Origin of the sequence: Kineococcus sp. NBC_00420 (assembly GCF_036021035.1) — a bacterium.
GTDB lineage: Bacteria > Actinomycetota > Actinomycetes > Actinomycetales > Kineococcaceae > Kineococcus.
The window spans coordinates 3,272,321-3,295,166 of record NZ_CP107930.1; the positions used below are offsets into that span (position 1 = coordinate 3,272,321).

The following is a 22,846-nucleotide window of genomic DNA, read 5'->3' on the forward strand; positions in this document are numbered from 1 at the left end:
ACCAGCAGTCGACCCGACAGAACTGCGAAAGAAGAGGAATCCCACTGTGACCGTGCTCAGCTCCGAGGCCGCCGACTTCAGCTGGCTCCTCGACAACTTCGTCAAGAGCGTCCCCGGTGTCGCCCACACCGTCGTCGTCTCCGCCGACGGCCTGCTGATGGCGATGTCGGACAAGCTCGACCGCGAGTCCGGCGACACCCTCGCCGCGATCGTCTCGGGCGTCTCGAGCCTGGCTCGCGGCGCCGCCCACCAGCTGCAGTCCGGGGAGGTCCGTCAGGCCATCATCGAGATGGACGACTCGTTCTTCTTCCTGGTCAACATCTCCGACGGTTCCGTCCTGGCCGTCTCCGCGGAGGCCGGCTGCGACGTCGGGCTCATCGGCTACGAGATGGCCATGCTGGTCCAGCGCGCCGAGACCGTCCTGACCCCGCAGCTGGTGTCGGAGATGCGGGCGAACCTGCCCACCTCCGCGCCGGTCGCCTCCCGGTGGTGACGCGACGTGACAGCACCTGGTAGCGCGGACCTCTGGTCCGACGACGACGACCAGGACCTCGAGGAGTTCACCGTCCGCCCGTACACCGTCACCGGTGGCCGGACCCGACCGAGCAACGCCGACCTCCCGGTCGAGGCGCTCGTGGAGGCCCTCGCCGAACCGGAGGTCGGGATGACGCCGGAACGGCGCAAGATCCTCGAACTCACCAAGAAGTCCTACCTGTCGATCGCGGAACTGTCCGCACACGTCCACCTGCCGGTCGGAGTCGTCCGTGTCGTGGTGAGCGACCTGTCCCAAGCCGGGAAGGTCCGCATCCACGGCCTCACGATGACCTCCGCCCCCCAACCCGCGACAACCATCAGCGTCCTGGAGAGTGTTCTCAATGGCATTTCCTCGCTCTGACGTGAGCCCCGCCGGAGCCGGAGCGCCCGCGGGAACCGCACCTCAGGCCCCGCCCACCGTCGTCAAGATCGTCGTGGCCGGCGGGTTCGCCGTCGGCAAGACGACCTTCATCGGCTCGATCTCCGACATCGAGCCGCTGCGCACCGAAGCCGCCATGACCGAGCACTCGGTCGGCATCGACGACGCGGGTCTCAACTCCGACCGCAAGACCTCCACCACCGTCGCCATGGACTTCGGCCGCATCGCGCTGCCGGGAAACCTCTGGCTCTACCTGTTCGGCACCCCGGGCCAGGACCGCTTCCTCTTCATGTGGGACGACCTGGTCAAGGGCGCCATCGGCGCCGTCGTGCTCGTCGACACCGACCGTCTCGACCAGTGCTTCCCGGCCGTCGACTACTTCGAGTCCCGCGGGATCCCGTTCGTCGTCGCCGTCAACTGCTTCGACGGTGTCGCCCAGCACGACCTCGACTCGGTCCGGGAAGCGCTCGGCGTCCCCGAGCACGTCCCGCTCGTCTACACCGACGCCCGCTCCAAGGCCGCGACCAAGCACAGCCTCATCACGCTCGTGCAGACGGCGCTCGCGCGCCTCAACGCCGGGGCCTGACCCACCCGCCCGCGACGCCGGTCCCCCTCGGGGGGCCGGCGTTCTGCGTTCCCGGGTCCCCGGCCCCGGACCCGGCCCCGCTCAAGGAACCCCGGCCCGGCTGCCGATGGCGGGAACGAGGGGTCCCCGCCACCGAGGACCCCGCCCCAGCTGAGGAGTCGTCCGTGACCCGCACCATCCGCAACCTCGGCGTCGGGCCGCGCATCGCCGCGGGCTTCGCCGTGATGACCGTCCTGCTCGCGGTCCTCGCCGCCGTCGGCCTGGCCCAGCTCTCCGCCGCCCAGCACCGGCTCGAGGTCATGAGCGGGCAGAACGTCGCCGCGCAGCAGAAGCTCGCCGAGGTCCGCACCATCTACAACCGGATGTCGAAGGACCTCCTGGCCGTCGCGCTGACCCCCTCCGAGGACACCCAGTCGGCCGTCGTCACCGACCAGACCGACGTGAGCGACGCCTGGGACGCGTTCAAGGCCGCCGGCCCCGGCGTCCCCGCCGACCAGCTCAGCGCCGTCGACTCCGCGCTGGCGGACTACCTCTCCGGCGCTCGCGTCCTGCTGGGCATCGCCCTGACGGGTGACCAGGCCGCCTTCGTCGCGACCCGCGGCGACGACAGCATCGCGGTCGCCGCCGGCGGCATCGGCCACGGCAAGACCAACGACGCCCTGAAGGTCGTCCAGGCGACCATCACCGAGAACGCCGTCGTGAGCACCCGCGAGGGCACCGTCGCCTACGGTCACGCCCGGTGGGCGCTGCTCGGCACGGCGCTCGCCGCGATCGCGGCCGCCGTCGCCCTCACCGTCGTCACCACCCGCAGCATCTCGGTGCCGCTGAAGCGCACCCGTGAGGTCGCCACCGCGCTCAGCGAGGGACGGCTCGACGTCCGCGTCGGGACCTACAGCCGCGACGAGGTCGGCGCGACCGCGCAGGCCCTCGACTCGGCCCTCGACACCCTCGCGGTCACGGTGCGTCGCATCCGGGGCGGGGTCGACGGGTTGCAGAACTCCTCCGGGCGCCTCGGTGAGGTGTCCCGGCAGCTGACGGCCGGCGCGCACGACTCCGCGAGCCAGGCCGACGTCGTCTCGCTCGCCGCCGCCGACATCTCCGCCAGCATCGGGACCGTCGCCGGCGCCAGCGAGGAGATGACCGCGGCCATCCGCGAGATCGCCTCCTCCACCGCCGACGCCTCCACCGTGGCCGCCGACGCCGTCCGTTCGGCCGGCGAGGCCAGCGAGACCATCGAGCGGCTGTCCTCCTCCAGCCAGGAGATCGGCGACGTCGTCAAGCTCATCACCTCCATCGCCGAGCAGACGAACCTGCTGGCCCTCAACGCGACCATCGAGGCCGCCCGGGCGGGGGAGATGGGCAAGGGTTTCGCCGTCGTCGCGGGCGAGGTCAAGGAGCTCGCGCAGCAGACGGCCCGCGCCACCGAGCAGATCACCCAGCGCGTCCTCGCCACCCAGGGCGACGCGGCCGCCGCGTCGGCGGCCATCGCCCAGATCGGCCTGGTCATCGGCAACATCGACAGCCTGCAGACGACCATCGCCGCGGCCGTCGAGGAGCAGTCCGCCACGACCGCGGAGATGGTCCGCAACGTCACCGAGGTCTCGACGGGGTCGCAGGAGATCTCCACGAACATGCAGGGGATCGCCGCGGCGTCCTCGCGCACCCGCGACGCCGCCGAGAGCACCCGGGACTCCGCCGACGAGGTCTCCCGGGTCGCGAGCGACCTCCAGGACGCCGTGGCGGGCTTCCGGCTGTGACGTCCGGACGCCCACGGCGACCCCGTCGCCGCGGGGTTTCAGCTCCGGCACTCGAATGCCGATGAGCAGACAGAGCACGTGAACGAGCAAGTGACACACCGTGGTCCCGCCCGGGATCACACCGCCGCGAGAAGTGGGAGTCCACGTGGACGACATGGACGAGATCGTCCAGGAGTTCCTCGTCGAGAGCTACGAGAACCTGGACCAGCTGGACTCCGACCTCGTGGCGCTGGAGCAGCAGCCAGGCTCCCGCGAGCTGCTCGCGAGCGTCTTCCGCACCATCCACACGATCAAGGGCACCTCCGGGTTCCTGGCGTTCTCTCGCCTGGAGGCCGTGGCCCACGTCGGTGAGAACCTGCTGGCCCGTCTGCGTGACGGCCAGATCGTCATGACGCCGGTCACCACCGACGTCCTGCTGCGGATGGTCGACACCATCCGTGAACTGCTCTCGAAGATCGAGGCGAACCACACCGAGGACGGTGTCGAGGTCGCCGCCGTCGTCGCCGCCATCCGCGCGGTGCTCGACGGTGAGGAACCCGTCCTGCCGGCCGCCGACGGCGCCGGGGTCGAGGTCGTCTCCGCACCGGTTGCCGCACCGGTTGCCGCACCGGTCGCCGCGCCCGCTCCCGAACCCGAGCCCGTCGTCGAGGCGCCCGTCGCCGAGACCCCCGTCGAGGTCGCGCCGGAACCCGAACCCACCCCGGAACCCACCCCGGAACCCGTCGCCGAGGTCCCCGCTCCCGCCCCCGCCGCCGCGGCCCCCGCCGCGGCCCCGGCCGGTGGGGGCGGTGCTCCCCCCGAGAAGGCCTCCGCGGCCGAGTCGACCATCCGCGTCGACGTGGAACTCCTCGAGTCCCTCGTCCGCCAGGCCGGTGAGCTCGTCCTCGCCCGCAACCAGATCCTGCAGCGGGCTGGAGCCCTGCGCGACGAGGACCTCACCCGCGCCTGCCACCGCCTGAACCTCGTCGCGAGCGAGATGCAGGAATCGGTCATGCGCACCCGCATGCAGGCCATCGACCACCTGTGGTCGAAGCTTCCCCGCGTCGTCCGCGACCTCGGGAACATGCTCAACCGCAAGATCAAGCTGGAGATGGAGGGCGGCGACACCGAACTCGACCGCACCCTCCTCGAGGCCGTCAAGGACCCCTTGACCCACATCGTCCGCAACGCGGTCGACCACGGCATCGAGTCCCCGGACGTCCGCCTCGCCGCCGGCAAGAACGAGGTCGGAACTCTCAAGCTGCGCGCCGCCCACGAGGGCGGCCAGGTCGTCGTCGAGATCCGCGACGACGGCAAGGGCATCGACCCGGTCATCATCGGGAACAAGGCCGTCGAGAAGGGCCTGGTGTCCGCGGCCAAGCTCGAGACGCTGACCCCCAACGACATCCTGCAGTTCCTCTTCCTGCCCGGGTTCTCCACCGCGGCGAAGGTCACGAACGTCTCCGGCCGTGGGGTCGGGATGGACGTCGTGAAGACGAACATCGAGCGCATCGGCGGTTCCGTCGACGTCGAGTCCGTCACCGGGCAGGGTACCGTCTGGCGTCTGCGGATCCCGTTGACGCTGGCGATCGTCCCGGCCCTGACCGTCGAGTGCGCCGGTCAGCGCTACGCCATGCCGCAGGTGAACCTGCTCGAACTCGTGAGCCTGGACACCGAGAAGATGGGCAAGGCGATCGAGGACGTCGGTGGCGCGAAGGTGTACCGCCTGCGCGGTGCGCTGCTGCCGCTGATCCGCCTCGAGGAGGCGCTGGAACTCAAGCGCCCCACCGACGTGGAACTCCCGACGAACCTCGTCATCGCCGTCCTCGAGTGCGACGGGCGCCGCTTCGGCCTGCTCGTCGACCGGGTCCTGGACACCGAGGAGATCGTCGTCAAGCCGCTCTCCGGGGCGTTGAAGGCCATCGGCGCCTACGCCGGCGCCACCATCCTCGGTGACGGTCGCGTCTCGCTGATCCTCGACGTGCAGTCGCTGGCGCGCCGCACGATGCGTTCCGACGGCATCGACCACGCCAACGACCAGGCCGCCGCGGAACAGGCCGCGAGCAGCGACGGGCAGCGCCTGCTGGTCGTCGGTCTCGGCGGGAACCGCCGCGTCGCGATCCCGCTGGACGTCGTCACCCGCCTCGAGGAGTTCAAGACCGACTCCATCGAACGGGTCGGGCGCCGCGAGGTCGTCCGCTACCGCGGCGAGATCCTGCCGCTGGTCCGCCTGGCGAACCACCTCGGCGGCGGCTCACGCTCGTCGTACTCGGGGGGCGAGGCCGCCTCGGTCCCGGGTGTCGTCTACTCGGCCCGCGGTCGCTCGGTCGCGATCGTCGTCGACGAGATCGTCGACATCGTCTCCGGCCAGGACGCGCACAGCGACATCGACGACGCCGGTCTGGTCGGTTCCGCGGTCATCCGCGACCGCGTGACCGAACTCCTCGACGTGCGGTCCGCGATCCTCGCGGCCGACCCGAACTTCTTCTCCGAGCAGGCTCAGAACGAGCTCGCCGCAGCATCCACGCGACTGGGGGTCTGACGTGTCCACGCAGTACGCCACGTTCCACCTGGCCGGACACCTCTTCGGTGTCGAGGTCCGGCGAGTGCAGGAAGTGCTCACCGAGCAGCCGCGCACACCCGCGCCGCTGGCTCCGCGGGCCGTCGCGGGTCTCATCAACCTGCGCGGTCAGGTCGTCACCGCGCTCGACCTGCGCCGCCGGCTCAACATGCCCGACCGCGAGGAGGGGCGCGTCGCGATGAACGTCGTCGTCCGCGCCGGCGACGAGGTCTGGAGCCTGCTGGTCGACTCCATCGGCGGCGTCATCGAGGTCACCGACTCGACCTTCGAGCCGCCGCCGGACACGCTGTCCGGCCCGATCCGCGAACTCATCCGCGGTGCCTACAAGCTCGACGACGCGCTGCTGCTCGTCCTCGACGTGGACAAGGCCCTCGAGATCGAGGGCATCGGCGCGGTCGTCGCGGCCTGACCCGACGGTGAACGGGGTGGGACCTTCCGGGTCCCACCCCGTTCTGCGTTCCCGGACCCCGCGAGCGGGTTCAGCGGGGGCGGCGGTAGGCGTCGAGTTCCGCGCCCGAGAGCCGGGGGACCTCGGACGGTCGTTCCTCGACCGGTGGTTCGGGGCGGGGTTCCGCAGGTGGCTCCGCGACCGGTTCAGGGGCGGGTTCCGCGGCGGGTTCGGCGGCGGGTTCCGCGGCGACTCGGGCGGCGCCCGGGGCCTGCCACAGCACGAGGGCCGCCACGGCCGGCACGACCGTCATCACCACCAGCAACGCCATGACCGGCGCGATCTCGGGGAAGTCCCCGGTCGAGGGCAGCAGGTAGCTCAGCTGCAGGTTGCCGTAGGCGCTGCTGCGGGGTTCGTCGGCGAGTTCGACGAGCATCACCAGGCACACCAGGCTCTCGAGCGCGCTCAGCCCGGCGGCGCCCGCGACGACGCGGGCACCCCACCGCGGCGGGACGAGCCACTCCGGCCGCCCGGCCACGACGACGGCGGCCAGCCCCAGCACCACCGGCAGGGCCGCGATCAGGACGTCCGGCACCGGGACGCTCGCCCACAGCAACCGGAACCGGACGGTGAACGTGAAGTCGAGGCGCGCGCGGACGTCGGCCTCCGAGACGTAGGCCCCGAAGTAGCTCGCGTCGGCGCTCCCCGTCAGGAACCGCCGGGACACCTCGGCCAGGACCACCGGCGGGAGGACCGCGACGAGGACGAGCAGCCAGGAGACCCAGCCCAGGGGCAGCCGCCCCGCCTCGTCCTCCTCGTCCCCCACCGGCCCCTCGTGCTCCCCGTCCCGCTCGTGCGTCACGCGCCCTCCCCGGAGACCGGCCGGCGGTAGGCGTCGAGGTCGTCGGCGGAGGGTTTCGGGACGTCGGCCACCCCGGCCTGCGGCGCGGGCCCGGGTTCGGGTGCCGGTTCGGGTTCGGGTTCGGGTTCGACCACGGCGGGGGCGGCGGGTTCCGCGGGGGCGGCGGGAACCGGCCCCACCGCCGGGTCCACGGCCCGCCACAGCACGAGGGCGGCGAGCGCCGGCAGGGCCGTCGTCACGACCAGCAGCGCGAGGACACCGAGGAGTTCCGGGAACTCCCCCGTCGAGGGGATGTAGTAGCTGATCTGGGAACCGCCGAAGGACTCCCGTTCGGGTTCCCCGGCGCGCGTGACCAGGCTGACCAGGCTGACCAGGCTCTCGAGCGCCGTGAGGGCCGCGGCCCCCGCGCCCACCCGGGCCGCCCAGCGCCGCGGGACCAGCCAGTCCGGCCGGCCCGCCACGACGAGAGCGGCCACGACGAGCACGCCGCACAGGGCCGCGAGCAGCACCTGCGGGACGGGGACCGTCATCCAGAGCAGACCGAACCGGTTGGACCAGCCGAGGTCGATCCCGTCGCCGTCGCCGGGGGCGGCGCGGGTCCCGACGTAGGCGGCGTCCGCCCCACCCCCCAGGAACCGGCGGCCGAGGACGGCCAGCGCGAGCGGTGGGACCGCGGAGACGGCGACGACCAGCCAGGACGCCCACCGGCCGGGAGCCGACTCCCGCTCTCCGCCCCGCTCGGCCTCCCCGCCGGACTCCCCGTCGAACTCGTCGGGTCCCTCGTCGGCGAGCGGGTGGGTCCCCGGGTGCTCGCTGTGCTGGTGGTCCACGACCTGACGTTACGGCGGTCGTGCTCCCACGTCCCCCGGACGGCGCAACGCCGTCGCGGTGGGTGCGCCGCACGGGGGGTGCGGACCTCCGGCGTGCCGCCGGACGGCTGACGACGTGTGGCCCCCTCGTTCACCCGGTGTCAGGGTGGGACCACTCCGCCGGACCCGGCGGTGAGACACCACGCACCGGAGGCGACGACCGTGCACTACTCCCTGGTGAGTTCTCCCGTCCTGGGCTTCGACCTCGTGCGACTGCCCGCGGGCGACTCCGCGGCGGAGGTCCTGCTGCGTGCTCTCGACTCCGGCCCCCGCGAGATCGAGGTCCTGGCCGAGCGTCACGACCCGGCGACCCGGGCCTCGGCCTGGGACGCGGTCCGCACCGCCACCGACGCCGTCCCGCAGCTCGGCGACGTGCTGCACCAGGTCGCCAACGGCCTCGCTCACGAGGACTTCGCCGACGAGGTGTCCGGCGCCCGGGTCGAGGCCGGCATCGTCCGGGTCCTGCAGACCAGCACCATCGCCGACGCCGACGCCCTCGTCCGCCTGGTCCACCACGACGTCTTCGACTGGACCTGGTCGGCTCCGCTGGAGGGCGGGCCCCGGCTGCGCACCGAGGACGCGGGTCGCGCCGCCGACGTGCTCGCCGACGCCGCCGTCTCCGCCTACCTCGGCGACCGGCTGCCCGACCACGCGCGACGGGTCCTCGCGCACCCCTACCTGCAGGCCGCTCGCGACCTCGCCCCGCTGCCCGAGCACCCGACCGGTCTCGGGGAGGCGCAGGCCGGGGTGACCCGCGTCCTCGACACCCTGCGTCGCCTCGACGGCACCGACCGCGCCTGCCTGCGGGCGGTGGGGGAGACCAGCCGCCCGAGCGCGGGCGAGTGGGCCGGCGCCGTCCACGACGCCTCCTGGGCCGTGCACCTCTCCGACCGCGTCCGCACCGCCGCGGTGGCCCAGCTGCTCGCGGTCCGCGCCTTCCGGGCCGGTGGGCTCGACGCCGCCGACGGCGCGAACGGTCTGTGGAACGTCGTCAGCGGGGTCGTGCACGCCGAGGTCGTCGCCGACCTGCTGTCCTCCGACGCCCGTGCGGTCCTGATGCGTCCGTGGGAGGCGGCCTTCGGCGCCTGAGCCACCAGGACCACCCGGGAGCGCCCGGTCACCGGCCCGGTCGGTGACCGGGCGCTCTCGCGTCCGGCGCGCGGCGGTACGGTGCTGACGTGCCCAGCCCGCTGACGTCCGGCCCCGCCGGGCCGTCGCGGGGGTCGCTGCGGGTGCTGCGCGCCGGGGCCGTCGCCGCGAGCGTCGTGGGGCTCGCCGCGGGCGCCCACCTCGCCGGTGGGGGAGAGCTCCCCGGCCCGGCGCTGCTGCTCGCGGTCGTCGTCGTCCTCGCCGCGGTGACCCTGCTGCTGGCCGGTCGCCGCTTCACGTGGCCGGTCCTCACCGCTCTGCTGGGCACCGGGCAGGTCGTCCTGCACGAGGTCTTCGAGCAGTGCTCCGGGCCGGCCGCCACGGTCGTGGGCCACGGACACCACCAGACCCTCGCCCCGGCGCTCGGAGCGGGCGCCGCGACCGCCGCGGGATCCCCTGCGATGACGCTCGCCCACGTCGTGGCCACGGTCGTCGCGACGGTCCTGCTGCTGCACGGCGAGGCGCTGGTGTGGTCGTTGTGGGCGTGGTTGCGCCCGCTGGTCCGGGTGCTGCTCGCCCTGCTGGGCCCGGCCGTGGGAGTCCTGCCGCGGTTCCCGAGGACGACGGTGCCGCGACCGCGTTCGGTGCTCGCCCGTCGGGTTCGTCGACGTGGGCCACCGGGAGCGACCGCTCTCGCCACCCCATCGTCCTGACGAAACCCCGAGGATCCACCGTGAAGAGCTCCACCCTGCCCACCCGCGCCCTCGCCGTCTCCGTGACCGCCTGCGCCGCAGTGCTCCTGGGCGCCTCCAGCGCCTCTGCCCACGTGCACGCGACCCCCGACACGACCGCCGCCGACGGCTACAGCGTCGTGACGTTCCGGGTTCCGAACGAGTCCGACACCGCCGCCACGACGTCGGTCGCGGTGTCCCTGCCGACCGACCACCCCTTCAGCTACGTGGCCGTGCGGCCCCTGCCGGGGTGGACCGCCGTCGTCACCGAGGGCGCCCTGCCCGCCCCCGTCGAGCACGACGGGACGACCGTGACCAAGGCCGCCCTGAAGATCACCTGGACCGCCGCGGCCGGATCGCCCGGGATCGCCGTCGGGCAGTTCGAGGAGTTCGAGGCGAACGTCGGCCCGCTGCCCGACGCCGGCACGCAGGTCGTGCTGCCCACCGTCCAGACCTACGCCGACGGTGAGGTGTCGAACTGGACCGAGGTGGCCGCCGCGGGCGCGGCCGAACCCGAGAACCCCGCGCCCGGGTTCACCACCACCGCGGCCACCGACGACGAGCACGGCGGCGCGAGCACCGCGCACGAGGCGGCGGGCAACGGTGCGACGACGTCGACCACCGGCGGGTCGGACCCGCTGGCCCGTGGCCTCGCGGGGGGCGGACTCGTCCTCGGCCTCGCCGCGCTCGTGATCGTCCTGCTGCGTCGCCAGCGGTCCTGAGCCCGGCCCGTCCCGGGAGGGACGGGACCTGAGCGCTCCACCCGTGATCGCGGGTGGTGCGACCGAGCCGGTCCACCACCCGCGGTCCGCGGCGCGACCCGGTGCCCGTCGGCGACCTGTGGGTCGAGCGTCGTCCGACCCTGCACTCCCTGGAACCGCAGCTCGCGCTCGCCGACCGCGACGACGGGAACGGTCTCGGCGACCTCCGCTACCCCGTCGAGCGACGCGGCACCACTCGACGCGTGACGAATGGGGACGCACAGTAGCTGTGTACACGGAGTGACGACACGTGCGCTTCGCCGTTCAGGGTTGGCCGCCGAGCGCCGATGGACAGGTAGTCGTCCGCCCCCGGACGGTGTTCACGGTGCGGTCCTCCGCACCGACGGCAGGAAGGCAAGGTGCGACGTGAGCCAACGCATCAAGGTGCTCACCGTGGACGACTCGGTCGTCGTCCGCCGACTGGTCACCGACGTGCTCGCGTCCGACCCGGCCATCGAGGTCGTGGGAACCGCCGCGAACGGCAAGATCGCGCTCGAGAAGATCGCCCAGCTGAAGCCCGACGTGGTCACCCTGGACATCGAGATGCCCGTCATGGACGGCCTCGAGACGATCAAGGAGATCCGCAAGATCGACCGGAGACTCCCGGTCATCATGTTCTCCACCCTCACCGAACGCGGGGCCACCGCCACGCTGGAGGCCCTCTCCTCCGGGGCGTCCGACTACGTGACGAAACCCGCGAACGTCGGCTCGGTCAGCGAGTCGATGGAGTCGGTCCGTCAGCAGCTCATCCCCAAGATCAAGGCGCTCGTCCCGCACCTCGGTCTGACCGCCGCGCCCGCCCCGGCGGCCCGGACGGCGACGTCCGCCCCGGCGGGCCACGCGAGCCCCTCGACGCCCGTCACGACCCGGGCCCGCAGCGGAGCCACCAAGGCTCCCCGCGCGCTCGTCATCGGGTCCTCCACCGGCGGCCCGGAGGCGCTCTCGGCCGTCCTGGCCAAGCTCCCCGCGAACCTCGGCGTGCCCGTGCTGGTGACCCAGCACATGCCCCCCGTGTTCACCCGCCTCTACGCGCAGCGACTGGACAAGGCCAGCGCGCTGCGCGTCGTCGAGGCCACCGACGGCGAGCCCGTCGTGGCCGGAACGGTCTACGTGGCCCCCGGGGACTTCCACATGGAGGTCGCCCGACGCGGTCCGCAGATGGTGATCAAGTTGCACCAGGGACCTGCCGAGAACTTCTGCAGACCCGCGGTGGACGTCATGGTCCGCTCGGCGGTCGCCGCGTTCGGTGGGGAACTCCTCGCCGTGATCCTCACCGGCATGGGCTCCGACGGGAAGCTCGGCTGCAAGGACGTGGCGGCGGCCGGCGGCCAGGTGCTGGCGCAGGACGAGGCCACCTCGGTGGTCTGGGGGATGCCCGGAGCCGTGGCCCGGGAGGGCATCGCGGACGAGGTGCTCCCCCTGTCCGGGATCGCCGACGCGATCCAGCGTCGACTCGGTTCCGCCGCCCGCACGACCGCAGCACCACCGGCCCCGCCCGCACGCCCCGCGGCCGGTGCCGGTTCCACCAGCACCTCCCGCTTCACCCCCAGCAGCACCGCACCGGCCCGACCGCCGGTGTCCCGACCCGCCGCCCCCGCGGCCCGTCCCTCTCAAGGCAGGTGGTGACATGGCCCTCACGACCACAGCCTTCGACTGGGTCTGCACGCTCGTGCGCAAGGAAAGTGCGATCGTCCTCGAAGCAGGCAAGGAGTACCTCGTCGAGTCCCGGCTCGTGCCTCTGGCACGTGCCGCGGGTGCGGCCGACGTCTCGGCCTACGTCGACGGCATCCGGTTGCGCCCCGACCGCCGCGCGCAGACCGCCATCGTCGAGGCTCTGACCACGAACGAGACGTCGTGGTTCCGCGACGGTGCGCCGTTCCAGGCGTTCTCGACCTCGGTGGTCCCGGCCCTCAAGCAGGCCCGCGCGGCGACGCGTTCGCTGCGCATCTGGTCGGCGGCCTCCTCCACCGGCCAGGAGGCCTACAGCCTGGCGATGGGGTTGCAGGACAGCCTGGTCGCCGAGGGCTGGCGCGCGGAGATCATCGGTACCGACCTCTCCAGCGAGGTGCTGGAGAAGGCCAAGGCGGGTCGGTACTCGCAGCTGGAGATGAACCGCGGACTGCCGGCGCCCCTGCTGGTGCGTCACTTCACGCGGGTCGGGACCCAGTGGCAGGTGAACGACAACCTGAAGAAGATGGTCCGGTTCCAGCAGCTGAACCTGACGAGTTCCTACGCCGCCCTCGGTCAGTTCGACGTGGTCTTCCTGCGGAACGTGCTCATCTACTTCGACCTCGCGACCAAGCGGGACATCCTCTCCAGGGTCCGCAAGTCGCTCAAACCCGGGGGATACATGTTCCTCGGTGGCGCAGAGACGACGCTCGGCGTCGACGACAACTGGGACCGGGAACTCATCGGACGGGTCTCGGTCCACCGTCCCAAGAACGGAGGTCAGGCATGAAGGCTCTTGTGGTGGATGACTCCCGCGCCATGCGGAAGATCATCGGAGGTGCCCTGCGCAAGCTGGGGTACGAAACGGTCGAAGCGGCCGACGGCGCCGAGGCGCTGAAGGTCCTCGAGGGCGGCCCGCTGCCCGACCTCGCGACGGTCGACTGGAACATGCCGGTGATGGACGGTCTCACGTTCGTCACCCAGGTCCGCGCGAACCGCGACTACCGCTCGTTGACGTTGATGATGGTGACCACCGAGGCCGAGCACGGGCAGATCGTCCGCGCCCTCGCCGCCGGTGCGCACGAGTACCTCATCAAACCCTTCACCGTCGACGCGCTGGAGGAGAAGCTGGCCCTGCTCGGGCTGCTGCCGGAGGTGAGCCAGGCGTGACCGAAACCATCGAGAACGTCAACGAAGAGTCCATGGACTACGTCGAGGACGAAGCCCTGGAGCAGATCGTCGACCAGATGTGGGCGTCGTACTTCGCCCACACCGACTACCTGCTGCCCTCGTTCGACCAGCACGACATCGAGGGTGACATCTTCTGCGCCTCGGTGACGATCTCCGGCGGGCGTCCGGGCATCGTCACGGTCAGCGTGGAGAAGGCGGGCGCGGTGCCGTTGTCGGCCGCGCTGCTGCAGGAGGACGACGAACTGGCCGACGAGGACGTCTACGACTCCCTCGGCGAGCTGGCGAACATCGTCGGCGGCAACATCAAGGCGCTCGTCCCCGACGCCGGTCCGCTGGGTCTGCCCGTCGTGTCGACGGCCAAGCCCCTGCACGGTTCCTCCGGTCGCCTCGCGGCGCGCCTGGACGGGAACTGGCAGGGTCACTGGCTGACGTTCGAGGTGTGGCTCGCCGGCCCCGGCGAACAGTCCCAGTCTCAGGAAGGGTGATCCCGTGAAGGCCCTGGTTGTCGACGACAGTCGCGTCATGCGACAGATCGTCATCCGCACGCTGCGGCAGGCGGGCTACGACTGGGTCGAGGTCGTCCAGGCCGAGAACGGCAAGGAGGGGTTCGACCAGGTTCGCAAGGAGAACCCCGACATCGTCCTCTCGGACTGGAACATGCCCGAGGCGTCCGGTTACGAGATGCTGCAGAACCTGCGTGGTTCCGGGATCGACGTGCCGTTCGGCTTCGTGACCTCGGAGGGTTCGGAGGAGATGCGGGAGAAGGCGGCCGCCGCCGGTGCCCTGTTCCTCATCGCCAAACCCTTCACCCCGGAAGCCTTCGCGGCCGCCCTGGCGCCCGTGCTGGGGGGCGACGGTGGTTCCGCCGCCGAGGCCTCGATCGTGCAGGGTGAGGTGAAGTTCGAGGTCAACCCGTTGCCCTCGAACCTCGCGATCCGCAACCTGCTCTCGGACCTGCTCAACCGTGACGTCGAGCTCTCCGACGGCCGGCCCCTGCCGGTCGGCGGGAAGCCCGGCTCGCTCGTCGGTCTGTACGTCGACGACCACCTGAAGTCCAAGGCCGTCGTCGTGTTCGACTTCGCCCTCGCCGCGCACGCCGGGGCGTCGATCGGTCTGCTGCCCCCCGGGGCCAGCGAGGCTGCGATCGAGGACAAGGAACTGCCGGACAACCTCGCGGTGAACTCCCGCGAGGTGCTCAACATCATGGCGTCGCTGTTCAACGTCGAAGGTGCCGCGCACCTGAAGCTGTACGCGTCCTACGTGCCCGGCGAGGTCCTGCGCCCCGACGTGGCCGACTGGGCCACGCGGACCGGCAGCCGCCTCGACCTCGTGGTCGAGGTGGCGCGCTACGGCAAGGGCGGGCTCAGCATCGTCACGTTCTGAGCTTCGCCGCACCAACTTCTGGGGGTCTTTCCACCCTTCCCGACCTCGGGAAGGGTGGGAAGATCCCCAGAAGTCGTTGTGCGGGGGTCAGAGGAGGACGATGCCCGTGGTGTCGTCCGGCCCGACGTCCCAGGTGGGGTTCGGGGTGGGCCGTCCCAGCAGGTACCCCTGGCCGCAGTCGACCCCGAGGTCGCGCAGCGCGGCGAGTTCGCCGGCGCGTTCGACGCCCTCGGCGACCATCGTCGAACCCAGCTCCGAGGCGAAACCCACGAGCGCGCGGGCGACGGCGCGGCGCGCGGGATCGGCGTCGATGCCGCGGACGAAGGCGATGTCGAGCTTCACGATGTCGGGGGTCAGGTGCAGGACGTGCTGCAGGCTCGCGAACCCCGACCCGGCGTCGTCGACGGCGATGCGGACCCCGTGCGAGCGCAAGGACGTCGTCGCGTCGTTGAGGGCGTCGTAGTCGGCGACGGGGTCGTGCTCGGTGATCTCGACGACGAGACGATCGGGCCGGTCGGAGAGCAGCAGGTCGTGGGTCCGCTCGTCCAGCAGCGCCTCCGCGGAGGCGTTGACGCTGAGGTAGGTGCCCCACGGCATCGCGTGCAGCAGCGGCAGCGCCGAGGCGATCGCGGCCTGTTCCAGCCGCACCCCGATGCCCGACGAGCGCGCGTCCGTGAAGACCTGCTCGGGTCGGCGGGCCGCCCCCTCGGAACTGGTGAACCGGCTCAGGGCCTCGGCGCCCACGACCGTCCCGGTACGCAGGTCGACGATCGGCTGGACGACGGTCTGGCGGCCCTGGCCGGCCAGCAGGGCGTCGAGGGAGGCCATCCGGTCGTCGTGCGCGACCCGGCGTCGCTCGCGGTGGTGCAGCACGCCGGCGACGAGCGCGGCCACCACGTGCAGGGCCTCGAGCTGGCGCGAGCCCAGCGCCTGCACGGGCTCGTGGTCGACCCCGACGATGCGCCCGTCGGGTTCGCCGTCGGGCCGCACGACGTCGACGGCGAGGACGCAGCTGTCGAGGTCGGTGTCGGCGAGCAGGCGGACCGTGGCGTGCGGGTCCAGGGTGGACGCCGTCTGCTCGACGTGGTTCCGCTCGGTGTCGGTGACCCGGGTCAGCGCGGCCGCGGGCGTCCCGAAGATGTCCCGGGCGAGTTCCAGGAGTTGGGCGACGGCGTCGGCGTCGTCGTCCCGCACGTGCCCCTGCACCTGTCGACCTCCCGCGGACGTGCGTGTGGGCAGTCGGCACCGCGGTCCCGTCGGGGACGCACCGCGCGGGGACGGTACGGCCTCACCGTGACACTGCCGACTCCTCGACCCTCCCAGATGAGCGGGGTCGAGGCAATCACGGGTCGGCCCCGGTCACCACCCGGGGTTCGCCCGGTGCTGCCGCGCCGGCGAACCGCAGGTCGGAGGGGGTCCGCGGACGCACCCGGCGCGGTAGCTTCGGGGAACCGGTCCACTCCCTGGAGGTTCCCGTGGCATCCCGTCTGACCCCGTACGTCACCTTCCCCGGCACGGCCCGCGAGGCGCTGACGTTCTACCGCTCCGTGCTCGGCGGCGAGCTGACCACCACGACGTTCGGCGAGTTCGGCGGCGGTGAGGGCGTCGACCCCGAGGGCGTCATGCACGGCATGGTCGACGGCCCCGCCGGGTTCGCGCTGATGGCGTCCGACGCGCCCCCGGGGAGGCCCGTCGAGGTGGGGAACAACGTCACGATCAGCCTGTTCGGTGACGACGTCGAGGAGCTGCGCGGCTTCTTCGCCGGCCTCGCCGAGGGCGGGACCGTCACGACCCCGCTGGAGGAGCAGGTGTGGGGCGACGAGTACGGCTCCTTCACCGACCGGTTCGGGATCAACTGGCTCGTCAACATCACCCTCCCCACCGACTGACCCGTGATCTTGCGGGAATCCCCGCGAGATCACGGAGCGGAGAGGGTCAGCGGCGGCCGGTGGGACCGAAGCGGCGCATCCGGACGACGGCGAGCATCGCCTCGCCGATGATCTCCTTCGACATCTTCGACGTCCCGTGGGTGCGCTCGGTGAAGAGGATCGGCACCTCGCGCACCGTCGCGCCCTGCTGGAGCGCGGCGAGGGTCGTCTGGATCTGGAAGGCGTAGCCCGCCGCGGTGAGCTGCGAGAGGTCCAGCCCGCGCAGGAAGTCGGCGCGCCAGGCCTTGAAGCCGCCGGTGAGGTCGGCGACGGGTGCGCTCAGCAGCACCCGCGCGTAGACGTTCGCCCCGCGCGACAACGCCTTCCGGTACCAGGGCCACGCGTCGTCCAGCGCACCGCCGGGGACGTAGCGCGCGCCCAGGACGAGGTCGGCCCCGCCGGCGATCTCGGCGAGCATCCGGGGCAGGGTGTCGACGGGGTGGGAGCCGTCGGCGTCCATCTGCACGACGACGTCGTGGTCGCCGGTGGCGAGGGCGTGCGCGAACCCGGCGCGGTAGGCGGCACCGAGGCCGTCCTTCGTGGTGCGGGTCAGCAACCGCACCCTGCCCTCCGGGTGCCGGGCCGCGATCCGTTCCACGAGCGCGCCGGTGCCGTCGGGGGAGGAGTCGTCGACGACCAGGACGTCCGGGGCGATCGGGCAGGCGAGCACTCGCTCGATCATCCCGGTGATGTTGTCGGCCTCGTCGTAGGTGGGCAGGACGACGACGCAGCGCAGGGCTTCGGCCAACGTGGACTCACTCGTGATCGGGGACGGACGGGCGCCCGACGCTACCCCAGTCCGCCCCGCGCACCGGCCGCTCACCCACCTGTGACTCCCCGTGCTGCGCCGGACGCGGAGTGCGAGGAGGATCCGTGAGTGGCCAACGGAGCGCGACGCGAGAGTCCCGCCGACGCGCCCGTCGCGACGGTGTCCGGGCCGCCTGTCGTCGACTTCACCTCGGCCGCCACCGCGACCCTCGAGCACCTGCACCGCCACGTCGGGATGGACACCTGGGCGATCGCCCGTCGCGACGGGGACGACTACGTGGTCCTCTCCGCGCTGGACGGGGGCGAGGTCGGTCTGGCCGACGGCAGCGTCCTGGCCTGGGCCGACACCTTCTGCGCCTCCAGCGTGGCCGGCGACGCGCCCCGGTTCAGCAACCGGGTCGACGAGGTCGCGGCCTGGGCCCACGCCCGCGAGGCGACCGGTTTCCCCTGGATCAGCTACCTCTCCGTCCCGCTCCGCGCCCCCGACGGCAGGGTGCTCGGCAGCCTCTGCGCCGGGGCCCGCGAGACCCAGCCCGACCCGGGGCTGCTGCTGGGCGAGGTGGAGCTCGCCGCGAGCCTGCTGGGCACCCTGCTGGCCTACGAGGTGCGGCTGCAGGCCGAGGCCCGGCGCGCGGAGCACGCCGAGGCCACCGCGGACCACGACGCCCTGACCGGCCTCGGCAACCGCCGGGCCTGGGACGCGGCGCTGGCCCTCGAGGAGGCCCGGGCCCGGCGGCTCGGCACCACCGCCTCCGTCCTGGTCCTCGACCTCGACGCGCTCAAGGAGACCAACGACACCCAGGGTCACGAGGCCGGTGACGAACTGCTGGTGCGCACCGCGCGGGCGCTGCGTGACCTGCTGCGTCCGGAGGACCTGGTGGTGCGCCTGGGCGGGGACGAGTTCGCGGCCCTGCTCCCCGACGTCGACGCGGGGGCCGTGGCCGACCTGGTCGCCCGGCTGCGGGCCGGTCTGCGCGTCGACCAGGTCCGGGCCTCCCTGGGGGTGGCGACCCGTCGAGCGGCCGAGGGTCTGCACACCGCCTGGCACGCAGCCGATTCCGCCATGTACGCGGACAAGGCCGCCCGGGCCGGGACGGCTGAACTGGCGACGGGGTCCGCCGCCCTCGACCTGACCTCCCCCGGGCCGGGACGCGTGGTGGGCGGCGCGGCGACCGGGCCGCACGCCCCGACCGTGCCCGAACGCATCGAGCACCTGCTGGACGCCGTCCGCCGGCAGCTGGGGATGGACGCGGCGGTGCTCGTCCACCTCGAGGGCGACGCCTGGCGGCTGCAGTACACCGCCACCGGACCGGGAGTGCGCGACCCGCGAGGTTTCGCCTGCCCCCGCGAGGAGTCCTACTGCCAGCGGCTGCTGGACGGGCACCTGGACTCCGTGATCCCCGACGCCCGGGCCCATCCCGCGACCGCGTCGCTGGGGCTGACCGAGGCCCTGGACATCGGGGCCTACCTGGCGGCCCCGGTCCACCTCCGGGACGGGTCGCTGTACGGAACCCTCTGCGCGATCTCGAGCCGGCCCCAACCCGACCTGCGTCAGCGCGACGCCGGGGTCCTCGAGGTGCTCGCGGAAGCCATGAGCGACCTGCTCACCCAGGAGGAGGCGCGCAACGGGCGACGTCGCCGGGTGCTGGCCCGCCTTGACCAGCTGCACCGCGACGGCGGCCCGCGACCCGTGTTCCAGCCCGTCGTCGACCTGCGGACCCTGCGCCCCGTCGGGGTCGAGGCGCTGAGCCGGTTCCCCGAGGGGGAACCCGCGGCCTGGTTCGGGCAGGCGGCCGACGTCGGTGCCGGTGTGCAGCTGGAACTGGCGGCGCTGACGGCCGCGCTGCGCGAGGCGCCGGAGGCGGGTTTCCTCGCCCTCAACGTGAGTCCCGAGGTGGCGTCGTCGCCGGCCCTCGCGCGGCTGCTGCAGGGACGACGTCTCGACGCGATCGTCCTGGAGATCACCGAGCACGAGCAGGTGGAGGACTACGCCACGCTGCTGCGCCACCTCGACCCGCTGCGGCGCGACGGGGTCCGCATCGCCGTCGACGACGCCGGTGCCGGCTTCGCCAGCATGCGCCACGTCCTGGCCCTGGACCCGGAGTTCGTGAAGCTCGACATGAGCCTCGTCCAGGGCATCGACCGTGACGGGACCCGGCAGGCGCTGACCGCGTCGCTGGCCACCTTCGCCCAGCGCACCGGGGCGACGCTCATCGCCGAGGGGATCGAGACCCAGGCGGAACTCGACTGCGTCCTCGGCCTCGGGGTCCTGCACGGGCAGGGTTTCCACCTGGGCCGACCACGCGCCGCCGGCGGGGGCTGAGGCTCCGTCCCGCAGGCCGACGCCCCTACGATGGTCCCCGTCCGGCGGACCGTGCCAACGGTGCGCCGGGGGAGGGCTGGCAGAGCGGCCGAATGCGGCGGTCTTGAAAACCGCTGGGGAGGTAACCACCCCTTCCTCATGGGTTCGAATCCCATGCCCTCCGCACCAGCACGACCGGCGCCACCCGTCGCGGGGACCCGGCGCCACGCGCCTACGATGGGGCCGTGCACGAGGTAGGACGATGAGCGCGGTCGTGGGGCCCGAACTGCCCCCGCAGCGGCGGGTCAACGCCGTCCGGGCCTTCGAGGCCCTCCCGGTCGAGGACCGCAAGGACGTCCTGGCCCTGGCCCGTCAGGGCCGCCGCCACCCCGACGAACGCGTCGCCGCCGTGGCCTGGTGGTACGCCGCGGCCGTGCTGCAGCCCCGCTGGTACAACCGCATGCCCGTCGCGGTCCCCCTCGTGGTCGCGCTGGTGCTGCTGGCGCTGGCGGTCGCGCTGAACTTCTGGCCGCCGGCGTTCCTGGGCCTGGTCGTCGTGCTCGTCGGTGCCGCCCTCACCCGGCAGCGGCTGACGACGGCGCCCGTGCTGCGGCTGATGCGCCCGGCCGACGGGGAGTAGCGCCCGCAGTTCGCAGGGTGCTGCCGGACGGGTGACCCCACCCGGCTGACGGGTGAACGGGCGTCCAGTCGCCGCCCGTCCGGACCGATCGACCCCAGGTGCGGGACCGCTCGAGCAGGGGACGGGACGCGCTGGGCGCCTCGGGCCGCCTCGGCGTGGACTCCGTCGTCCTCGCCGCCCTCCTGGTGACGCTGGCGGTCCTCCAGCAGGTGCTCGGCCGCGGGAGCACGGGAACCCTGCTCGTCTTCGGCCTCGTCGAGGCGCTCGCCGCCCTGGTCGCCGGCGTCACCTACGCCTGGGTCTCCCGGAACGTGACCGCGGGGTGGACGCGGCGTCCGCGTCTGCTGTTCTCCGCGGCCTGCCTCTGCTGGGGCTCCGGGCAGGGGATCTTCGCGGTGCAGGACGTGCTGCACCTGCGGGTCGGCACCACCAACTGGGCCGACGTGCCCTTCCTGGCCTTCTCCGCGCTCTCGGTGGGCTCGGCCCTGGTGCACCTGCGCGGTCGCGTCCGTTCGCGCGCGGGGATCCGGGCGGCGATCGACGGGAGCCTCGTCGGCCTCTCGCTGCTCACCGTGCTCTGGGTGCTGTGGCTGGGGTCGGCCGTCCGCGGGTCGGGTCAGTCCCTGCACGAACTCGCCGTCCCCCTGGCCTACCCGGTGTTCGACGTCGTGTTCGTCACCGTGACCCTGATCTCGATCCTCCGCGCGGGTCTGACGCTCCCCGGGGTCCTCCTGCTGGTGGGGGGAGGGGTCTTCGCGTTCGCCGACGCGACGTACTTCTACGGGCTGCTGCGGGGTGGTTTCGAGACGGGCGGGCCGGCCGACGTCGGCTGGATCGTCGGGTTCGGGTTGTTCACCCTGGCCGCCCGCTACCGGCGCACCACCCGGGACCCGGGGCGTCCGCCGTCCGCGGGGTCCTGGGGGTGGCTCGTCCCGTACTTCGCCCTCGTCCCGGCGACGGCCTTCGCGGCGATCAGGTTGTGGAGTTCCACCGACCGGTTCGTCCTCGCCCTCCTGCTGACCATCGCCGTCCTCGTCGTGGTCCGGCAGTTCCTGGCCCTGCAGGACCACCGGGTCCTGCTCGCCACCGCCGAACGACAACGCCGCCAGCTCGACCTGATGGCCCACGTCGACCCCCTGACGGGACTGGAGAACCGTCGCCGGTTCTCCGACCGGATCGGCGAGGCGGTCCGGGAGTCCCTGGTGACCGGGGTTCCCGTCGTCGTGGCCTTCGTGGACCTCGACGGGTTCAAGGCCGTCAACGACACCTTCGGCCACGCCGCGGGGGACGAGTTGCTGCGCGGGGTGGCCGAACGCCTGCGCGGTTGCGTCCGTGAGGGCGACTGCGCGGCGCGCTGGGGTGGTGACGAGTTCGCCGTCCTGGTGACCGAGCCGGGTCTGGAGGCGGGCGACGTGAGCGAACGGCTGCGCCGGGCGCTGCTGGAACCCTTCCTCCTCGCGGGACGCCCGCTCACCGCGACCGCGAGCATCGGGGCCGTCCGCGAGGACCCGTTCCGGTTGGCCGCCGCGCTGCCCGCCTCGTGCACCGACGAGGTCGGCGGGCTCGTCGAGACGTTGCTGGCGGCCGCCGACGCCCAGATGTACCGGGTCAAGAAGGCCCGCCGGGGGTCGGTGCGCGTCGAGAGCTAGCCTGCTCGGCGTGGAGTTCGAGGAGCGGACGATCCCGGTCGACGGTGGGACCCTCGGGTTCGACGTGGGCGGCGGTTCGACGCCGGTCCTGCTGCTCGCCGGGCAGTCGCTGGGGCCGGAGGTGTTCCTGGGGTTGCGCTCCGACCTCGCCGCGGCCGGTCTCCGGGTCGTCGTCGTGCACACCCGCGGGACGGGGGCGGGACGGGTCGCCCCGGGGGAGTGGAGCACGTCGACCTTCGCCGACGACGCCGTCGCCGTGCTCGACCACCTGGGCCTCGACCATGCCCACGTGTACGGGTTCTCGATGGGGGGCCGGGTCGCGGCGGTCCTCGCCGCGCGCCATCCCGATCGCGTCGACCGCCTCGTGCTGGGGGCGAGCGGACCCGGTGGTGCGCAGGAGGTCCCGCGCGACCCGGAGGTCACCCGCTCGATGCGGCACACGGCCACCCCGGAGGGTTTGCGGGGGTTGCAGGAACTGTTCTTCACCCCCGGCTGGATCGACGCGAACCCCGGCGTCGCGCAGCGGTTCACCCCGCGCGGGACCCCGCGTATCCGTCGCGCGCACCACGCGGCCAGCACCACCCACGGCGGCGGCGAACTCCTGCCGGCGATCTCCGCACCGACGCTGGTCCTGCACGGCGCCGACGACGCGATGACGCCCGTCGCCAACGCGGAACTCCTCGCCCGGGCCGTTCCCGGCGCCCGGCTCACGGTGTTCCCGGGGGCCCGGCACGGTTACCTGGAGGAGTTCCGGGCCCTCGCCACCCCCGCCACCCTCGCCTTCCTCACCCCGCCCTGACG

The 22,846-nt window shown here is 72.8% G+C and carries 24 protein-coding genes and 1 tRNA gene; 21 read left to right on the forward strand and 4 right to left on the reverse strand.

What is annotated here, in order from left to right:
* The first annotated feature begins 46 nt into the window (after positions 1–46).
* From OG218_RS16135 to OG218_RS16160, 6 genes are all read left to right on the forward strand, one after another.
* Positions 47–493 carry a roadblock/LC7 domain-containing protein gene (locus tag OG218_RS16135; RefSeq protein WP_328294253.1) on the forward strand — a complete coding sequence of 149 codons (447 nt, stop codon included), beginning with the start codon at positions 47–49 and terminating at the stop codon, positions 491–493.
* A 6-nt stretch (positions 494–499) separates the two neighbouring features.
* Positions 500–895: a DUF742 domain-containing protein gene (locus OG218_RS16140; protein WP_328294254.1), complete on the forward strand. Its 396-nt coding sequence runs from the start codon at positions 500–502 to the stop codon at positions 893–895.
* Entirely contained in the window at positions 876–1,499 is a 624-nt protein-coding gene (locus tag OG218_RS16145; protein ID WP_380159027.1) for a GTP-binding protein, read from the forward strand. The genes OG218_RS16140 and OG218_RS16145 overlap by 20 nt, the downstream gene beginning before the upstream one ends.
* A gap of 164 nt (positions 1,500–1,663) precedes the next feature.
* On the forward strand, positions 1,664–3,256 hold the full coding sequence (locus tag OG218_RS16150; protein WP_328294256.1) for a methyl-accepting chemotaxis protein: 1,593 nt from the start codon (positions 1,664–1,666) through the stop codon (positions 3,254–3,256).
* A 145-nt stretch (positions 3,257–3,401) separates the two neighbouring features.
* Positions 3,402–5,777: a chemotaxis protein CheA gene (locus tag OG218_RS16155; RefSeq protein ID WP_442906394.1), complete on the forward strand. Its 2,376-nt coding sequence runs from the start codon at positions 3,402–3,404 to the stop codon at positions 5,775–5,777.
* A 1-nt stretch (position 5,778) separates the two neighbouring features.
* Positions 5,779–6,225: a chemotaxis protein CheW gene (locus OG218_RS16160; protein WP_328294257.1), complete on the forward strand. Its 447-nt coding sequence runs from the start codon at positions 5,779–5,781 to the stop codon at positions 6,223–6,225.
* A 70-nt stretch (positions 6,226–6,295) separates the two neighbouring features.
* Here OG218_RS16160 and OG218_RS16165 read toward each other — a convergent pair whose 3' ends face one another.
* Both OG218_RS16165 and OG218_RS16170 read right to left on the reverse strand, forming a co-directional pair.
* On the reverse strand, positions 6,296–7,066 hold the full coding sequence (locus OG218_RS16165) for a hypothetical protein (protein ID WP_328294258.1): 771 nt from the start codon (positions 7,064–7,066) through the stop codon (positions 6,296–6,298).
* Entirely contained in the window at positions 7,063–7,896 is an 834-nt protein-coding gene (locus OG218_RS16170) for a hypothetical protein (RefSeq protein WP_328294259.1), read from the reverse strand. Before OG218_RS16170 ends, OG218_RS16165 begins: the two co-directional genes overlap by 4 nt.
* 201 nt (positions 7,897–8,097) lie before the next feature.
* On the opposite strand from OG218_RS16170, the gene OG218_RS16175 reads away from it, so the two are divergent.
* From OG218_RS16175 to OG218_RS16215, 9 genes are all read left to right on the forward strand, one after another.
* Positions 8,098–9,024, forward strand: a complete 927-nt coding sequence (locus OG218_RS16175; RefSeq protein WP_328294260.1) for a hypothetical protein — start codon at positions 8,098–8,100, stop codon at positions 9,022–9,024.
* An 89-nt stretch (positions 9,025–9,113) separates the two neighbouring features.
* Positions 9,114–9,737: a hypothetical protein gene (locus tag OG218_RS16180; protein ID WP_328294261.1), complete on the forward strand. Its 624-nt coding sequence runs from the start codon at positions 9,114–9,116 to the stop codon at positions 9,735–9,737.
* Between the two features lie 20 nt (positions 9,738–9,757).
* Entirely contained in the window at positions 9,758–10,477 is a 720-nt protein-coding gene (locus tag OG218_RS16185) for a YcnI family copper-binding membrane protein (RefSeq protein ID WP_328294262.1), read from the forward strand.
* Positions 10,478–10,530: 53 nt separating this feature from the next.
* Positions 10,531–10,743: a hypothetical protein gene (locus OG218_RS16190; RefSeq protein WP_328294263.1), complete on the forward strand. Its 213-nt coding sequence runs from the start codon at positions 10,531–10,533 to the stop codon at positions 10,741–10,743.
* A gap of 139 nt (positions 10,744–10,882) precedes the next feature.
* The gene (locus OG218_RS16195; RefSeq protein WP_328294264.1) at positions 10,883–12,142 is read left to right on the forward strand and encodes a protein-glutamate methylesterase/protein-glutamine glutaminase; all 1,260 of its coding nucleotides are present in this window, start codon (positions 10,883–10,885) and stop codon (positions 12,140–12,142) included.
* Position 12,143: 1 nt separating this feature from the next.
* Positions 12,144–12,974: a CheR family methyltransferase gene (locus tag OG218_RS16200; RefSeq protein ID WP_328294265.1), complete on the forward strand. Its 831-nt coding sequence runs from the start codon at positions 12,144–12,146 to the stop codon at positions 12,972–12,974.
* A complete protein-coding gene (locus OG218_RS16205) occupies positions 12,971–13,354 on the forward strand; it encodes a response regulator (RefSeq protein ID WP_380159010.1) in 384 nt (127 codons plus the stop codon). Before OG218_RS16200 ends, OG218_RS16205 begins: the two co-directional genes overlap by 4 nt.
* A complete protein-coding gene (locus tag OG218_RS16210; protein ID WP_328294267.1) occupies positions 13,351–13,860 on the forward strand; it encodes a chemotaxis protein CheX in 510 nt (169 codons plus the stop codon). Before OG218_RS16205 ends, OG218_RS16210 begins: the two co-directional genes overlap by 4 nt.
* 4 nt (positions 13,861–13,864) lie before the next feature.
* Positions 13,865–14,758 carry a response regulator gene (locus tag OG218_RS16215; protein WP_328294268.1) on the forward strand — a complete coding sequence of 298 codons (894 nt, stop codon included), beginning with the start codon at positions 13,865–13,867 and terminating at the stop codon, positions 14,756–14,758.
* 87 nt (positions 14,759–14,845) lie between these two features.
* On the opposite strand, the gene OG218_RS16220 is transcribed toward OG218_RS16215, so the two are convergent.
* Positions 14,846–15,952: an EAL domain-containing protein gene (locus OG218_RS16220; RefSeq protein WP_328294269.1), complete on the reverse strand. Its 1,107-nt coding sequence runs from the start codon at positions 15,950–15,952 to the stop codon at positions 14,846–14,848.
* A 281-nt stretch (positions 15,953–16,233) separates the two neighbouring features.
* Between OG218_RS16220 and OG218_RS16225 the strand changes: the two genes are divergently transcribed.
* Positions 16,234–16,647: a VOC family protein gene (locus OG218_RS16225; protein ID WP_328294270.1), complete on the forward strand. Its 414-nt coding sequence runs from the start codon at positions 16,234–16,236 to the stop codon at positions 16,645–16,647.
* Between the two features lie 46 nt (positions 16,648–16,693).
* Here the strand turns inward: OG218_RS16225 and OG218_RS16230 are convergent, their stop codons facing one another.
* Positions 16,694–17,434: a polyprenol monophosphomannose synthase gene (locus tag OG218_RS16230; protein WP_328294271.1), complete on the reverse strand. Its 741-nt coding sequence runs from the start codon at positions 17,432–17,434 to the stop codon at positions 16,694–16,696.
* A gap of 129 nt (positions 17,435–17,563) precedes the next feature.
* Between OG218_RS16230 and OG218_RS16235 the strand changes: the two genes are divergently transcribed.
* From OG218_RS16235 to OG218_RS16255, 5 genes are all read left to right on the forward strand, one after another.
* Entirely contained in the window at positions 17,564–19,777 is a 2,214-nt protein-coding gene (locus tag OG218_RS16235; RefSeq protein WP_328294272.1) for an EAL domain-containing protein, read from the forward strand.
* Between the two features lie 70 nt (positions 19,778–19,847).
* Positions 19,848–19,940: transfer RNA gene (locus OG218_RS16240), tRNA-Ser, on the forward strand.
* A gap of 78 nt (positions 19,941–20,018) precedes the next feature.
* Positions 20,019–20,396: a hypothetical protein gene (locus OG218_RS16245; RefSeq protein ID WP_328294273.1), complete on the forward strand. Its 378-nt coding sequence runs from the start codon at positions 20,019–20,021 to the stop codon at positions 20,394–20,396.
* 98 nt (positions 20,397–20,494) lie between these two features.
* Complete coding sequence (locus tag OG218_RS16250) at positions 20,495–22,045, forward strand: GGDEF domain-containing protein (RefSeq protein WP_328294274.1); 1,551 nt, start codon at positions 20,495–20,497, stop codon at positions 22,043–22,045.
* Between the two features lie 10 nt (positions 22,046–22,055).
* Complete coding sequence (locus OG218_RS16255) at positions 22,056–22,844, forward strand: alpha/beta fold hydrolase (protein ID WP_328294275.1); 789 nt, start codon at positions 22,056–22,058, stop codon at positions 22,842–22,844.
* Positions 22,845–22,846: the final 2 nt, after the last annotated feature.